The sequence below is a fragment of the Alphaproteobacteria bacterium SS10 genome (genome assembly GCA_019192455.1).
Classification (GTDB): domain Bacteria; phylum Pseudomonadota; class Alphaproteobacteria; order TMED2; family TMED2; genus TMED2.
Genome location: JAHCML010000003.1, coordinates 1,340,025 through 1,354,527, shown reverse-complemented (window position 1 = coordinate 1,354,527; position 14,503 = coordinate 1,340,025). Strand labels below are relative to the sequence as shown.

The window sequence follows — 14,503 nt, the reverse complement described above, 5'->3', positions numbered from 1 at the left end:
TCACTAAATCCCACTAAAACCAGAGCCCCGCCGACCGCCGGATGGTGGCTTGCACCGCCCATTGCACCGGTAAGGAAGATCGCGCCAAGGCCCAATAGGCCAATCCCGCTTGCCCCAAGGACGATTGAAAGAACGCGTAACCGCTTGGCTTGTCCTTCCTGCGTGAACTCTGGTTGGTCCATTGCTGGTTAACCCACAGAACCTTCAAGGCTGATGCCCACGAGCTTCTGTGCCTCAACAGCGAATTCCATCGGCAGGTGCTGCATGACCTCACGGCAGAAGCCGTTGACGATCAGCGTCACCGCTTCTTCCTCAGACAGGCCCCGCTGGCGGGCATAGAACAGTTGGTCTTCACCGATCTTCGCGGTGGTCGCCTCATGCTCTAGGGCAGCCGTTGGGTTTTGGTTTTCGATGTAAGGCACGGTGTGGGCGCCGCACTGATCACCGATCAGTAGGCTGTCACACTGGGTGTAGTTACGAGCACCGTCAGCTTTCCGGCCCATCCGGACCAGGCCGCGATAGGTGTTATCGGACTTACCAGCCGAGATACCCTTAGAGACGATCCGTGAACGGGTGTTCTTACCCAGATGGATCATCTTGGTGCCGGTGTCGGCCTGTTGTGCGTTGTTGGTGATGGCGACGGAGTAGAACTCGCCGACAGACTCATCGCCCTGCAGGATGCAGCTCGGGTACTTCCAAGTAACGGCAGAGCCGGTTTCAACCTGGGTCCAAGAGATCTTGGAGCGGGCACCACGGCAGGCGCCGCGCTTGGTGACGAAGTTGTAGATGCCACCTTCGCCATTCTCGTCGCCCGGGTACCAGTTCTGAACCGTGGAGTATTTGATCTCCGCGTCATCCATGGTGATCAGCTCAACCACCGCGGCGTGCAGCTGGTTCTCATCCCGTTGTGGGGCGGTACAGCCCTCAAGGTAAGAGACGTATGAACCTTCTTCAGCCACGATCAGCGTCCGCTCAAACTGGCCAGTATTCTCGGCGTTGATGCGGAAATAGGTGCTGAGCTCCATCGGGCAGCGAACGCCCTTTGGAATGTAGACAAAGGAACCGTCGGTAAAGACAGCGGAGTTCAGCGTGGCAAAGTAGTTATCCGTATAAGGCACGACGGTGCCGAGATACTTCTTCACCAGCTCAGGATACTCCTGCACCGCCTCAGAGATGGGCATGAAGATCACGCCGGCTTCTTTGAGCTTCTCTTTAAAGGTGGTGGCAACCGATACGCTGTCGAATACGTAATCGACGGCAACGCCAGCGAGCATTTCCTGCTCTTTAATCGGAATACCCAACTTGTCATAGGTCGCGCGGATCTCTGGATCGATATCGTCCAGGCTCTTCGGGCGCTCCTTTTGGACAGGGGAGGCATAGTAATAGGTGTCCTGGTAATCGATCGGTTTGTAATCGATCTTCGCCCAGTGGTGTGGCTCATCCATGGTCAGCCAATGGCGATAGGCCTTCAGGCGCCATTCAAGAAGCCATTCTGGCTCATTCTTTTTCGCCGATATGAAGCGGACGATATCTTCGGACAGGCCCTTTGGGGCGTGTTCCATCTCAATATCCGTCACGAAGCCATATTTGTACTTCTCGCGCCCAAGCGCTTCGACCTGCTTCACTGTTTCTGCTGTCGCTGCCATTTCAACAATCCTCGAAGTTGGCGATCAGTGTTCGTGTTAGTTCCAAAATGTGCCGTTGCCCGGTTTCTGCCAGCCTCATTCCGCCGCACTGACGAGCGGTTCGGTGGTTCTCTCTGACGGGTCTAGGAACATTTCGGGGATACCGGTCGGCATGGTGCCGATCGACATGTCTTTAAGAGTGACGGCGGAGAGGGCGCTACGGATCGCTTGGTTCACCGTGTCCCAGTTGTGCCGCATGGGGCAGAGGGTTTCGACGGCGCATGAATCGGTGCTGCCATCAACACAAGCGGTGAGGGCAATCGGGCCCTCAAACGCTTCAATAACCTCTGCGATAGAAATTTTGGCGGGGTCACGCACAAGGCGGTAGCCGCCGGCGGCACCACGTTGGCCAATAACCAAGCCAGCTTTAGAGGCCAGTTTTAAGGTTTTTGCGACGGTGGGTTCCGGCACGCCGGTCATACCAGCCAAATCGCCAGCACTGCGCAGGCCATCATCCCCATGGGACAGCTTGCCCAGGATTACGACGCCATAATCGGTCAGTTTGCTCAGCTTCAGCATTGGTAAGCGCTTTGCCCAAATCCCCATGCCCCAGATAAAGGGGGCAGTGCCACAAGTCTGATCCTGTTCACGGTTTCGAGAGCTAACCTATTGAGAACCCGAAACAATAAATCGGACCAAATTCGTCCTTAATAGATATAGGGCAGGCGCCAAAAAAGCAAATAAATGCCAGGCGAAATATCTCTAAACTGCTGAAATGCGACAAAAAAAGAGGCCGCAGGGCGAACCCTGACGGCCTGAGTTTAGGGAGGAAACGCCCAAGAGTGGCGTTGCAGCATCGCTGCTGCACTGCACAATATAAGCGATCTTAAAATCATGGCAAGTGCTAATGATCGCCCTCCCGTAAACGGCAGAGTTCTGGCTAACCCTCTGTCGTTAAAAGGTATTAGTGCGTGGGCAACAGGAAATCCGAGCTTTCTTGTATATCAGTATCCACAAAATTGCGGGGCTGGTGGGGCCCAGTTGCCACGGTAAAAGTGATTCGCGGCCCCTGCAGGCACCGCATGTAGATCGCACTTTCCCTGGCTCTTGGGTTTAGTTCCTTACCAGTTCGCGATTCGTTTATACTAGATGTTGTGGATGAGCGAAGTTTGTATCCACAACATATGCTAAAAAACTTTCAAACGAGCCTTGCGATTCTCGCGAGTCTGGCGATACTCAGCCTCGAAGCGAACACAACATCTAGTGGTTCGGGGCGCAGGGGCACCTATAAGAGGTAGGCCGGTCGTTCCCACCACAAATGGTATCAGCGGGAAGACCGGTTATGACCTGGACCGACGAACGTGTCGATGTGCTCCGTCAGCTATGGGACGAGGGCAAAACGGCAAGCCAGATAGCCTCTGTTTTGGGGATCACCCGAAACGCAGTGATTGGTAAGGCCCACCGTATCGGTGTGAGCCGTCGGCCATCGCCGATTAAGCGTCGGAAGCCCGGTGCAACCATCCTCGAGCTTACGGATCGCATGTGCAAATGGCCGATTGGCGATCCACGCGACCCAGATTTCCGGTTCTGCGGCAAGCAAACCTCAAATGGTCTGCCTTACTGCGAAACCCACTGCCAACAAGCTTATCAGCAGCCGTCCTCACGTCGACGCGCGCAGGCCGAGCAAAGCTCGACCGGTGCATCGGCAGGGCCCGCTGGTCGCTGATCCAAACCACGCCTTCCCCAAGACTTGGATCAAGCACAATTGCCGCTGTGTAGACCAGATAAGGTCCGTTGAGGAGCCTTCCCCGTGTCTCTAGCCAGGCTGTTGATAAAGGGGTGTCGCACGCTAGCCCCGTGCGGCACCCCACTTCTTTTTTAAACCTGACGTTTTTCTAAAGAACACCTTTGGCCAAACAAGAATATGCCGGTGGACGGCTATAAGCTGTTGAAACCACCCATCGGCCACCACCGCTTATGATTTCGACCATCGTCTCACTATGGCTTCCGCTGACCCTGTTCCTGGGCTCGATAATCTTTGAACAGTTTATTGATCCGCTTACTGGCTCTTGGTTGGTGAGTGAGGGCGGACCCTACGAACTTCTGCAGTTTGGCCTTATGAGCATCGGGTTTTGGATGGCGATCTACATCCTGATCAGGATGGATCATGCGAACCGCTGGTTGATGGCTTGGATCGGTATTGCTGCCCTAGGTTGTCTCTACGTGGCGGGGGAGGAGGTGAGCTGGGGCCAGCATTTCCTCAAATGGGAATCCTCAGAGTTCTGGTCTGGCGTGAATGACCAAAACGAAACCAACCTTCACAATATTTCATCCTGGCTCGATCAGAAGCCGCGAATTCTGCTGATTATTGGGGTTTATGTTGGTGGTCTGGTGATACCGCTTTTGCTGAAGTTTCGCCCGGGCGTGTTGCCTGACCGGTTTGCCATCATCTATCCGAACCAAAAATTCATTACCACGGCTGTGCTTTGCCTGGCGTTGAAGGTCTACGACTCTCTGGGTGACATCACCGGGGTCAATCTTCTCTACCGAAGTGCCGAGACGGAAGAGATATTCATCTACTATTTCGTGGTGTTGTATCTGCTGCTGATGATGAAGCGGCTCACCATGCAGTCTCGCAAGACAAGTTAGACTCGCCGTTTAGGCATCAGCATCCGCCAGCTTTGGGTTAGCACTGGCTCACCTGTATTGGCATCTATGGTTGTTCCGCGCATCTCTGCAAACCCACGATCTGGGCGATTGCCAGGGTCGAGTTTCAGTATCTCGACCTTCGCTTGCAGCAACATGCCCGGCCGGGCCGGCTGGGCAAACCGGATGTTGGATATCTCTGCCCCAATTAGCGGGGTGCTACCGACAAACTTACTATCCACAATCAGCCGCATCGTTAGGCAACAGATCTGCCAGCCACTGGCGCTCAGGCTGCCGAAGATTGTCCCTTCGGCACCCTCATCGGACAGATGCATTGGTTGCGGGTCGTACTGGGCCGCGAAGGCTTTAATGCTCTCCGCGGTCAGTTCGATTGTGCCCGTCTCGTAGGCTTGCCCAACCTCAAGATCTTCAAGGTAGACGGGTGATAGCGCGTCCATGCCGCCAGCCAGGATTAGCTCATCGCGGCTTTAAGGCGAGCATCAACGGCATCCATATAGTCTTTGGTGTTTAGCCATTTTTGCTCTGGCCCGATGAGGAGGGCGAGGTCTTTGGTCATTTGGCCATTCTCAACGGCCTCAATGGTCACACCCTCAAGCTTGTCTGCGAAATCGATCACATCCTGGGTGCCGTCGAATTTCCCGCGATAGCGCAGGCCCTGGGTCCAAGCAAAGATCGAAGCGATTGGGTTGGTTGAGGTCTCTTTGCCCGCCTGATACTGGCGATAGTGGCGGGTCACTGTGCCGTGCGCGGCTTCAGCTTCAACCGTCTTGCCATCTGGGGTCATCAGAACCGAGGTCATCAGGCCGAGGGAGCCAAAGCCCTGGGCAACGGTGTCTGACTGCACGTCACCATCATAGTTCTTACAGGCCCAGACGAAGCCACCTTCCCATTTCATGGCGCAGGCAACCATGTCATCGATCAACCGGTGCTCATAAGTGATGCCCTTGGCATCGAACTTCATTTTGAATTCGGTGTCGAAGACCTCTTGGAACAGATCCTTAAAGCGGCCGTCATAGGCCTTCATGATCGTGTTTTTGGTCGACAGATAGACCGGGTAGCCGCGCTCTAACCCATAGTTAAAGCAAGCGCGGGCGAAGCCCTTAATGCTGTCGTCCAGGTTGTACATGCCCATGGCAACGCCGCCGCCTGGGAAGTCAAAAATCTCATGGGTGATCGGCTCACCACCGTCAGCCGGGGTGTAGGTCATGGTTAGCGTACCGGCACCTGGGACCACCATGTCGGTTGCCCGGTATTGGTCACCAAAGGCGTGGCGGCCAATGATCATTGGCTCACTCCAGGTTGGCACAATGCGCGGCACATTCTTGATGATGATTGGCTCGCGGAAGACCGTGCCGCCGAGAATGTTGCGGATCGTGCCATTTGGCGACTTCCACATCTTCTTTAGGCCGAACTCTTCAACGCGGGCCTCATCGGGCGTAATGGTGGCGCATTTCACGCCGACGCCATGCTCTTGGATCGCCTTAGCGCAATCAATGGTGATCTGATCATCGGTGCGGTCACGCTCTTCGATGCCCAGGTCGAAATACTTCAGGTCAATATCGAGGTAAGGGAGGATCAGCTGGTCCTTGATCCAGGCCCAGATGATGCGGGTCATCTCATCGCCATCCAGTTCGACGACTGGGTTGGTCACCTTAATCTTGCTCATGGGCATCCTCATTGGATCGCAGGTTTGGCGATCTCTTCATCTTATGACGGGGCCGGGCATCGCAAGGCAGAAGGGTGCCGCGCCGGCCATAACAGGTAGGCGGGCATGCTTATATCACCGCCCGATCTGGTTGTCAGGCGGTCGGGTCGTCACAATGTTCGGAATGTCGCTTACGCGTCGGAGACGTCGGTCTCAAACGCTGGGTCAGCGGCCGCATCTAGGGCGGCCATGGCGGCCGGTACGTTATCAACAATGGTTAGGCCAGCGCGATGCTGTGGGCGGATGAACTTCTCATCAACCGCGTTATCGATGGCGGCGATAAGCTTGTCCCAGTAGCCCTGCCAGTTGATCATGATCACCGGCTTGTCGTGCAGCTCAAGCTGGCGCCAGGTCAGGATCTCGAACATCTCATCCAGCGTGCCAAGGCCACCGGGCAGAACAAAGAAGGCATCGGAGCGCTCGACCATCAGACGCTTACGCGTGTGCATGCTATCGGTGATGATGAGCTCGGTCAGGGTTTCATGCCGCTTCTCATGCCGCTGCAGGTGATCAGGGATAATCCCGACGACCTTGCCGCCTGCCGCCAGGGCCGAATCGGCCGTGATCCCCATCAGGCCAACATGCCCACCGCCATAGACGGTGGTGATCCCACGCTCGGCCAGGGTCTTGCCGGTGATCCGGGCAACTTCCTTCATCTCATCTGAGGCATTGTTGGAAGAGCCGCAATAGACGCAAACGCTGTTGATGTTCTGCATGATCGAAACGTTGGTTTTTCGGGGTTTATTGAATTCTAAGACCGCCCTTGGGCGGGACGGTGAGGCCAGGGAAAGCCCCCAGCGTCAAAATCGGGCGGACCCTAGACCGAAACGCGCAGGGGAACAATCTAGCAATTGCCTAGACGCAATCTTTGACAAACAGGCGCGCTTTCCGGCTCTCGCTTGACTCCCCGCCCGAACCCGCCATCGTGGGGCTATTCGTGAAAGTAGCGCTTGGTAATTAGCGCGCTAGTCACGCCGTCGCTTGTAGAGGGATTGAAGAACAATGGCTGATCCGATGCGATCGTCATCGGGCCTAAGGATGGAGCCGGCAGATACCCGGCGATCCTTCCTGTTGCCAGCGATTGTTCTCGTCGTGCTGGTCCTCGTTGGCGTTGGCATCTTTTTGAGTGTGATGCCCGTACGCGATGACCCGCTGCCGCAGCAACCGCGTGTGAGCGCCCCGATTGATGATGGGCAGACACCAACGCTGGAAACGCCATCGGATGTCGCCAGCCCGGCATCACTAGCGATTGAGCCCCCGGCGGCTGTGGCGCCTAGCTTTGATATTGTTCAGGTGGACCGTGATGGCCAAACGGTGGCCGCTGGTCGGGCAGAGCCTGGCGCGACGGTGATGATTTACCGCAATGGCAGCGTAGTCGCTGAGGTGCTCGCCGATAATCGCGGCGAGTGGGTTTGGACACCCGCCGACCCAATGCCGTCGGGCAATCAGGTGTTGCAGCTGCGCGTGAACCAAGAGAACGGCGATATCTTGGCGAGCCAGCCCATCGTGGTCTTAGGGGCACAAGATGCGGTTGAAGTTGCCGAGCTGAATGCGGGAGAGGAGCCGATCACCGGTGATGCTGAGCGAGCGATCATCGCACTCGGTGATGCTGAGGGGGAGACGCTGCCAAGCATCCTGCAATCCCCGAATGGCGGCGCAGCCGACACCAACACCGACACATCAGAGGTAACACCCCTGTCTCTTGGCACCGTGCGCTATGGCGCTGAACGGCCCGTTGAGATGACAGGGACTGGCCCGGCTGGATCGGCCCTGACAATTCGTCTGGATGATGAGTTGCTGGGCCAGGTTCTGGTCGACGGTGATGGCAGTTGGCAGTTTGAGAGCTCAGTTCTGATCGCGCCTGGTGATCATGAGGTGGTGCTTGAGTTGCCAAACCAGGCGCCGGAGGCATTCCCGTTCAATATCGGGGATGTGCCCGAGGCGCAGGCCGTTGCAGATGAGGCCGGCGGCGAGGTGGGTCGAAGCGGTGATCGCCTGGTCATTATTGAGCGCGGCAACAACCTCTGGCGGATTGCTGAGGCCACCTATGGCAGTGGCTTCCGCTACACGGTGATTTTTGAGGCGAACCGCGAGAAGATCACCAACCCCGACCTAATCTTTCCGGGGCAGGTCTTCATTTTGCCGGTGGTTCAGTAACCCGACACATCATGCTGGATAGGACGATCCCATGGCTCTGAAAACCAAACTGACCGAGCTGCTGGGTATTGAGCATCCGGTTATTGCGGCCCCCATGGCTTTAGTCTCCGGCGGAGCCTTGGCGCGTGCGGTTAGTGAGGCTGGCGGCCTTGGCCTAATCGGGGGTGGCTACTGTGATGGTGAGTGGATTGGCCAGGCCTGGCGCGATGCTGGCAACACAAAGGTTGGTATTGGCTTCATCACCTGGGCCCTGGAAGCCGCGCTTAAAGATCAGCCCTCATTGCTGGAGGATGCGCTGGCCCATGAGCCGGGGGCAATTTGGCTGTCATTTGGTGATGAGGGGCCATTTTCCGCTGAGATCAAAGCTGCCGGTGTGCCGCTGATCTGCCAGATCCAGACGTTAGAGGATGCCAAGCGAGCACTGGATGCGGGCGCCGATGTGCTGGTCGCCCAGGGAACCGAGGCGGGCGGACATGGGGCCAAGCGTGCGACCCTGCCATTGGTTCCAGCCGTAGTTGATATTGCTGGTGATGTGCCCGTTGTTGCGGCCGGTGGCATTGCCGATGGGCGCGGGGTGGCGGCCGCGCTGATGCTGGGTGCCTCGGGTGTTGCTATGGGGGCGGCGTTCTATGCCGCAACAGAGGCGTTGAGCCACCCGGCCGGGCGGGCCCGCCTGGTTGCCGCTGACGGGGATTCTACGGTTCGAACCAGTGTTATTGATGTGGCACGCGATCTGCCTTGGCCAGAGCAGTACAACATCCGCGTTCTGCGCAACGACCTAACGGAGAAGTGGCAGGGCAAAGAGGCCGCGCTGCGCCAGTCGTCCGATGATAAGGCGGCAATCGTCGATGCCTATACCAAAGCGGTGGGCGAGGGTGATTTTGATACTGCCGCCGTGGTGGTGGGCGAGGGGGCCGATCTGATTAAACGGGAAGCCCCAGCCGCAGACATATTGCACCAGCTCATAAAAGAAACCGAGCGGTGCTTATCAGCGCCGCCCGGTCTCAAACTCTAGAACCTGTAGCCTTTTCCGCTATCGCTACTCAGCGGCCACCATCAGCGGTGGGTCTGCACTCCCGGTATGTGAGCTGCCGGTACTGTGACGTGGCATTCTCTCTGGCCGAGATGGGTTCATGCTCTGCCAGCGACCGCAAACCGGGATATCCAGCTGGGTGTTGTCCATGCAGTCACCGAGCAGCGCCATGAAGGGCGACAGCTCGTGCACCATCTCAACCAGCACGGCGAACATGTCGACCAGTTGGAATGGGCGCGGAAACTTCCGCTGACCACGCAGGACAATGTGGCGATTATCAACCAGCTCAAACTTGCTGAATTGCAAGTCGGAGGCGGCCGCCATAACGGCCATAATCGCCCGGCGCTTATCTGAAGACTCAATCGAATATGGCAGGTAGCCAAGATCGCTGCTGATTGTCATGCGGGCGTTCTGACCATCGGTCCGAATGCCAACATGTACCGCCACACCGTGCAGTTCGAATTGGAAGCTGCAGCTGCGGGCCTCATCCAGCAGGATGAGTGAGCCATTGTCATTAACGATAAGCGTCGAGAGGTCGACGGTCTGGCCAACATCAAGTGCGGCCAAGATCGGCGTTAGACACCATTCAGACGTATCGGCCATACCGTCGCCAGGGCAGGCATCGTTGCTGGCCAGAATATCTGTCTCCGGGTCGTAAGCGCGGCCCGGCTTTTCCATGGCGGTATTAGACATAAACCCCCTCATCCCAGTCTCAGGCCCAACCCCTTGGGCCTCATTGAACCGGAAACCCACCGCCATCCCTGCGGTATCGGGTGTATCCCGGTTCGTGGCGACCCCCATCGCCACTTCAATTCGTGAATAATATCCCTAAAACACAATCTATGCACGCCACAAAATGATCTGAGCCCACATCCGGGTCAGATCAATGCGATATGCAATGGTTTGAGGTTTTATCGGCTTATTCAGCCGCAGGAACCGCACCGTCAGGCGTGCCTGAGTCGGCTTCCTTGGTCTTTGATTTGCGCCATAAACCCATGGAAAGTGGCTTGCCCAGCCGTTCCATAACCAAGCCACGGGCCATTAGGGCGGATGGCGTCACCAGCAGAGTTAGGAGGGTTGAGAAGGCTAGGCCAAAGGCGATCGATGTGGATAACTGCACCCACCATTGGGTCGATGGCGCACCGAACGACACATCACGGGCCAGGAAGTCGATATTCATCGACAGAACCATGGGCATAAGGCCGAGGATCGTCGTGACGGTGGTCAGGAGAACCGGACGCAGGCGCTGTCGGCAGGTCTCCATGATTGCGGCCTTCACATCGCCAAGTTCTTCAATCAATCGATCATAGGTGTCGATCAAGACGATGTTGTTGTTCACGACAATACCGGCGAGTGCGATCACACCCACCCCGCACATCACAATGCCAAAGGGCTGGTTGGTGACAAGCAGGCCGATCAAGACGCCAATGGTCGACATCACCACGGCACTCAAAATCATCACGGTGCTAGAGAAGCTGTTGAACTGGGTAACCAAGACAATGCCGATCAGGAAGAGGGCTGTAGTCAGCGCACCACTTAGGAAGCTACTGGCCGCTCGCTGATCTTCATCCTCACCACGGAACTCAATCTCAATCCGTGGGTCGATATTGGCTTCCTCAACCCAGCCACGCATAAGCTGGATCATGTCATTGGCGAGGAGGCCTTCCTCAACATCCGCTTTAAGGGTGATCACCCGCTGACCATCGCGGCGGTTTATGGTGCCGATTTGTGGTTGCGGTATCCGCTCAACGAAGTTGCTGATGGGCACCATCTGGCCATCGATACCGGAAGCGACGCGCACGCGGTCCAGCTGGCTGATGCCACGGTCACTCGCCGGGTAGCGGATTTGGATATCGATCTCATCATCCGCGTCATCGGGCCGGTATTCGCCAACCTTTAGCCCGTTGGTGACCAGGCGAACTGTGTCGCCCACACCCGTCACGTCGAGGCCAAACTTCGCCGCCTGTGACCGGTCGACGGCCAGGCGCCATTCAATGCCAGGGATTGGGCGGCTGTCTTCAATATCGACCAGGCCAGGCAGCTTATCCATCTCGGCGCGCAGCTGGGCAACGACAGGCTCAATCAAGTCGGGGAACAGGCTGCTGACCTCAATCTCAATGGCTTTACCGGCGCCGGGGCCCTGTTCCTGCTTGCGAAGTTCAACCTGAATACCCGCGAGATCGGCGGTTTTCTCCCGCAGCTGTTCAAGGATTTCGCTCGCACTGTCGCGGTAACGCCAATAGCCAAAGTTCAGATAGATCTGACCAATTGTATCTTCGCTAACGTCGCTACGGTTATCGCTACCGGTGACGGCATGGACGGTTTCGATGCCTGGATGGGCCAGCACGCGCTGCTCAACTTCCTGAACCAGGGCGTCCTGCTCCCAGATCGATAGGTTGCCACGGGCATGAACAAGAAGCACCGCGCTATCTGGTTCAACATCGGGGAAGAACTCAATGCCCCGACCATATTGCGCATAGGCCGCAACACTGCCGATCAGCATCGCCGCCGCAATGGTCAGCACCAAGCCAGGGCGCCGCAGCACCCGTTCCAACAAAACAAGATAGGCGCGGGTGAAGGGGCCATCGGCAACCCGGCGCAAGCCATCGGCATCAAGTTCACCATCCGCAGCAGCGCCGCCGCCCTCATTCTTGGCGCGGGTAAAGCGGCTGACCGTTGCCCCAATCGTGGGCAGGAAGATCAGCGCCATCGCCAGGGAAGCCGACAGAACAGCGATCAGCGTAATGGGTAGGAAGCGCATGAACTCCCCAACCATATCTGGCCAGAATAGTAGGGGCAGGAAGGCAGCCAGCGTCGTTAGGGTCGAGGAGAAGATGGGCCAAGCCATCCGTTCCGCAGCCTCACGATAGGCGGTTTTGCCATCGGCTCCTTCTTGCAGGCGCCTGGTCGCGTACTCCGCCACCACAATGGCGCCATCAACCAAGATACCCACCGACAGGATCAGCGCGAACAACACGACCACATTGATGGTCAGCCCCATCAACGAGAGCGCCAAGATGCCGGTCAGGAACGATCCGGGAATGGCAATACCGATCAGGAGGGCAGATCGAACCCCAAGTGCTGCGACACAGACAATCATGACCAATAGGATCGCGGAGATCACATTGTTCTCGAGATCGGTCAGCATCAGCTTGATGTCTTTGGATCGATCCTGCGCGTATTCGATTTGAACGCCCTCGGGCCAGCCCTGGCTTTCACGTTCGACGACCGCCTTAACCCACTCAATCGTGTCGATGATGTTCTCACCGGTACGCTTCACCACTTCGATGGACAGCGCGGGCTGCCCATTGATGCGTGAGAAACTGTCCGGATCCTTAAAGGTTCGGCGGATCTGGGCCACGTCGCGAACACGGATGACGGCATCATCCTGGACCTTGATCGGCATGTTCCAGACATCTTGCGCGGTCTCAAAGATGCTGGGGAGGGTAACGGCAAATCGACCGGAGCCAGTATCGATATTGCCGGCAGCAACCAAGCGGTTAGAGCGGGCAAATTGGGTCAGGATGTCATTACCGTTAAGCTGGTAGCTCTCCAGCAGCAGCGGGTCGATAATGACCTCAACCACCTCTTCACGGTCGCCCTGAATGCGGGCCTCTAGGACTGATGAGATCGACTCAATGGAGTCCTGTAGGTTGCGTGATAAGCGCAGGAGGGTGCGCTCTGGCACATTGCCGGCCAGGTGGATGGTGAGTACCGGAAACAGGCTTAGGTTAACCTCAGATACGTCCGGCTCGTCAGTTTCCTCAGGCAGGTCGACCTTCGCCTCATCAACGCGCTCGCGGACATCGCGCAGGGCGCGGTCAGGATTAAAGCCGGGTTGGAATTCCAGCGTGACATTGCCACCGTGTTGGTAAGCGGTTGAGGTGATCTGCTGAATGCCATCAATACCGGTTAGGTACTGCTCCATCGGGCGGAGCAGTAGCCGCTCTGAATCCTCGGGCGAAATGCCGTCATGGTGCAGCGAGACGTAGATGATCGGGATATTGATATCCGGATCACTCTCCTTAGGGATCGTCTCATACGCCGATAGGCCGGCGACCAAGAGCAATAACAGCGTCAGCAGGACAGTCCGCGAGCGCTGTAGGGCAAGACCTATAAGGTTCATTCAGCGCCCCCGACTGCCTCGGCAGCCTGGTTCGATGGTGCGGTCTGATCCGCTGATCCGTTATTCTGTTGGCCAGGGAAGGGCTGATTGGTCGGCTCAACCTGCTGGCCCTCGCGAACATACTCTTGGCCAACGGTAATCAGGCGCACCTTATCTTGAAGGCCGGCGACCCAGATGCCACTGGGGCTGTCATCGACCAGCTCAACCGGCATGAAGACCACGCGGTTCTGATCGTCTAGACCCTTAACACCCAGGCTGCCATTGCTATCCAGGCTTAAGATTGAGGCGGGAAGGCGATGCGTCTTCTGACCGCTGATTGGCAGAACAATCGCGGCGGTCAAGCCGGCACGAACCTCGCCCTCAGCATTGGGAACTTGGATTTCAATCTCGAAAGTACGGGTTTGCTCTGCTGCCTGGGGTGCGATGTAGCTGACCTCACCTTGAATTGGCTCCAGCCCCACCACTTCAAGAACGGCAGGCTGACCCAGCTTGATCGCGTTTACTTCAGCCTCTGGCACCGAACCCAGTACTTTGATGGGGTCTAGATCAACAATCTCCAGCATGTCATCGCCGCGTTGGGCAAAACTGCCGACCTCTGCCATGCGGCGCAGGACGATGCCGTCGATTGGTGCTTGAACGCTAGTACGGGAAAGCTCGATACCCGCTTGCTCAACTTCTGAGCGTGCGGCTTGCAGCTCGGCTTGCGATTGAGCGAGGCGAACCTGTGATTGGAAGCCGCTTTGGTTCAGCTTGTTTGCTGCATCAAACTCAAGCTGTCGCTGGGCCAACAATGCTTTGGCCTCTGCCAGGCGATCACGGCGATCTTCTTCATCAATACTGATAAGTAGTTGGCCAGCCTCTATCACGTCGCCACGATCAACGGTGATTTCGTTCAGTCGACCATCGGTTTCGGCGCTGATAACCACCATCTTGTCGGCTTGGGTCCGGCCTTGGATGCTTAATTGGCGAACAGCATCGTCAGCCTCGAACGTAGCAACCCGCACGCGAGGCAGCTTTTCCTCAACTTCCGCTGTCGCTTCCTCACCATCGGTAACGGCCGCAGAGCCCATCAGGCCAGATGCCATCCAAAGGCCAGCTAAGATCATGATTGTTAAGGCAATCAGCCAGGAGCGGGACATGGGTCTACAACGTTTGTTCGCGGGTGTTGGGTCGATGCGAGGCTTAATCTG

12 protein-coding genes are annotated in these 14,503 nt (G+C 57.0%); 4 read left to right on the top strand and 8 right to left on the bottom strand.

From position 1 onward, the window contains the following. Positions 1-188 precede the first annotated feature (188 nt). Positions 189-1,646 (bottom strand): Fe-S cluster assembly protein SufB, encoded by a 1,458-nt coding sequence (sufB, locus tag KI792_06585; protein ID MBV6632684.1) that lies wholly within the window; start codon positions 1,644-1,646, stop codon positions 189-191. Between the two features lie 75 nt (positions 1,647-1,721). After that, on the bottom strand, positions 1,722-2,204 hold the full coding sequence (locus tag KI792_06580; GenBank protein ID MBV6632683.1) for an SUF system Fe-S cluster assembly regulator: 483 nt from the start codon (positions 2,202-2,204) through the stop codon (positions 1,722-1,724). Between the two features lie 763 nt (positions 2,205-2,967). Here KI792_06580 and KI792_06575 point away from each other — a divergent pair. Both KI792_06575 and KI792_06570 read left to right on the top strand, forming a co-directional pair. Beyond that, on the top strand, positions 2,968-3,351 hold the full coding sequence (locus KI792_06575) for a global cell cycle regulator GcrA-like protein (GenBank protein MBV6632682.1): 384 nt from the start codon (positions 2,968-2,970) through the stop codon (positions 3,349-3,351). Between the two features lie 410 nt (positions 3,352-3,761). Further along, positions 3,762-4,274, top strand: a complete 513-nt coding sequence (locus tag KI792_06570; GenBank protein MBV6632681.1) for a hypothetical protein — start codon at positions 3,762-3,764, stop codon at positions 4,272-4,274. On the opposite strand, the gene KI792_06565 is transcribed toward KI792_06570, so the two are convergent. The 3 genes from KI792_06565 to KI792_06555 form a co-directional block, all read right to left on the bottom strand. Further along, positions 4,271-4,729, bottom strand: a complete 459-nt coding sequence (locus tag KI792_06565; protein MBV6632680.1) for a hypothetical protein — start codon at positions 4,727-4,729, stop codon at positions 4,271-4,273. The two genes, KI792_06570 and KI792_06565, sit on opposite strands and share 4 nt — an antisense overlap. Positions 4,730-4,743: 14 nt before the next feature. Beyond that, positions 4,744-5,958 carry an NADP-dependent isocitrate dehydrogenase gene (locus KI792_06560; protein MBV6632679.1) on the bottom strand — a complete coding sequence of 405 codons (1,215 nt, stop codon included), beginning with the start codon at positions 5,956-5,958 and terminating at the stop codon, positions 4,744-4,746. Positions 5,959-6,128: 170 nt separating this feature from the next. Continuing rightward, the gene (locus KI792_06555) at positions 6,129-6,713 is read right to left on the bottom strand and encodes a TIGR00730 family Rossman fold protein (GenBank protein MBV6632678.1); all 585 of its coding nucleotides are present in this window, start codon (positions 6,711-6,713) and stop codon (positions 6,129-6,131) included. A gap of 286 nt (positions 6,714-6,999) precedes the next feature. Here KI792_06555 and KI792_06550 point away from each other — a divergent pair, with 286 nt between their 5' ends. Together KI792_06550 and KI792_06545 are read left to right on the top strand one after the other, a co-directional pair. After that, positions 7,000-8,154 carry a LysM peptidoglycan-binding domain-containing protein gene (locus KI792_06550; protein ID MBV6632677.1) on the top strand — a complete coding sequence of 385 codons (1,155 nt, stop codon included), beginning with the start codon at positions 7,000-7,002 and terminating at the stop codon, positions 8,152-8,154. Positions 8,155-8,185: 31 nt separating this feature from the next. Beyond that, the gene (locus KI792_06545; protein MBV6632676.1) at positions 8,186-9,169 is read left to right on the top strand and encodes a nitronate monooxygenase; all 984 of its coding nucleotides are present in this window, start codon (positions 8,186-8,188) and stop codon (positions 9,167-9,169) included. A gap of 24 nt (positions 9,170-9,193) precedes the next feature. Here the strand turns inward: KI792_06545 and KI792_06540 are convergent, their stop codons facing one another. The 3 genes from KI792_06540 to KI792_06530 all read right to left on the bottom strand — a co-directional run bounded on the left by KI792_06540 (position 9,194) and on the right by KI792_06530 (position 14,452). Then, complete coding sequence (locus tag KI792_06540) at positions 9,194-9,880, bottom strand: hypothetical protein (protein MBV6632675.1); 687 nt, start codon at positions 9,878-9,880, stop codon at positions 9,194-9,196. A 226-nt stretch (positions 9,881-10,106) separates the two neighbouring features. Beyond that, positions 10,107-13,313: an efflux RND transporter permease subunit gene (locus KI792_06535; protein MBV6632674.1), complete on the bottom strand. Its 3,207-nt coding sequence runs from the start codon at positions 13,311-13,313 to the stop codon at positions 10,107-10,109. Beyond that, positions 13,310-14,452 carry an efflux RND transporter periplasmic adaptor subunit gene (locus tag KI792_06530; protein MBV6632673.1) on the bottom strand — a complete coding sequence of 381 codons (1,143 nt, stop codon included), beginning with the start codon at positions 14,450-14,452 and terminating at the stop codon, positions 13,310-13,312. Before KI792_06530 ends, KI792_06535 begins: the two co-directional genes overlap by 4 nt. Between the last annotated feature and the right edge of the window lie 51 nt (positions 14,453-14,503).

What these genes read in the sequence shown, in the direction of transcription:
- sufB (MBV6632684.1), bottom strand. Translation starts at nt 1,646, where the DNA reads ATGGCAGCGACAGCAGAAACAGTGAAGCAGGTCGAAGCGCTTGGGCGC.
- KI792_06580 (MBV6632683.1), bottom strand. Translation starts at nt 2,204, where the DNA reads ATGCTGAAGCTGAGCAAACTGACCGATTATGGCGTCGTAATCCTGGGC.
- KI792_06575 (MBV6632682.1), top strand. Translation starts at nt 2,968, where the DNA reads ATGACCTGGACCGACGAACGTGTCGATGTGCTCCGTCAGCTATGGGAC.
- KI792_06570 (MBV6632681.1), top strand. Translation starts at nt 3,762, where the DNA reads ATGGCGATCTACATCCTGATCAGGATGGATCATGCGAACCGCTGGTTG.
- KI792_06565 (MBV6632680.1), bottom strand. Translation starts at nt 4,729, where the DNA reads ATGGACGCGCTATCACCCGTCTACCTTGAAGATCTTGAGGTTGGGCAA.
- KI792_06560 (MBV6632679.1), bottom strand. Translation starts at nt 5,958, where the DNA reads ATGAGCAAGATTAAGGTGACCAACCCAGTCGTCGAACTGGATGGCGAT.
- KI792_06555 (MBV6632678.1), bottom strand. Translation starts at nt 6,713, where the DNA reads ATGCAGAACATCAACAGCGTTTGCGTCTATTGCGGCTCTTCCAACAAT.
- KI792_06550 (MBV6632677.1), top strand. Translation starts at nt 7,000, where the DNA reads ATGGCTGATCCGATGCGATCGTCATCGGGCCTAAGGATGGAGCCGGCA.
- KI792_06545 (MBV6632676.1), top strand. Translation starts at nt 8,186, where the DNA reads ATGGCTCTGAAAACCAAACTGACCGAGCTGCTGGGTATTGAGCATCCG.
- KI792_06540 (MBV6632675.1), bottom strand. Translation starts at nt 9,880, where the DNA reads ATGTCTAATACCGCCATGGAAAAGCCGGGCCGCGCTTACGACCCGGAG.
- KI792_06535 (MBV6632674.1), bottom strand. Translation starts at nt 13,313, where the DNA reads ATGAACCTTATAGGTCTTGCCCTACAGCGCTCGCGGACTGTCCTGCTG.
- KI792_06530 (MBV6632673.1), bottom strand. Translation starts at nt 14,452, where the DNA reads ATGTCCCGCTCCTGGCTGATTGCCTTAACAATCATGATCTTAGCTGGC.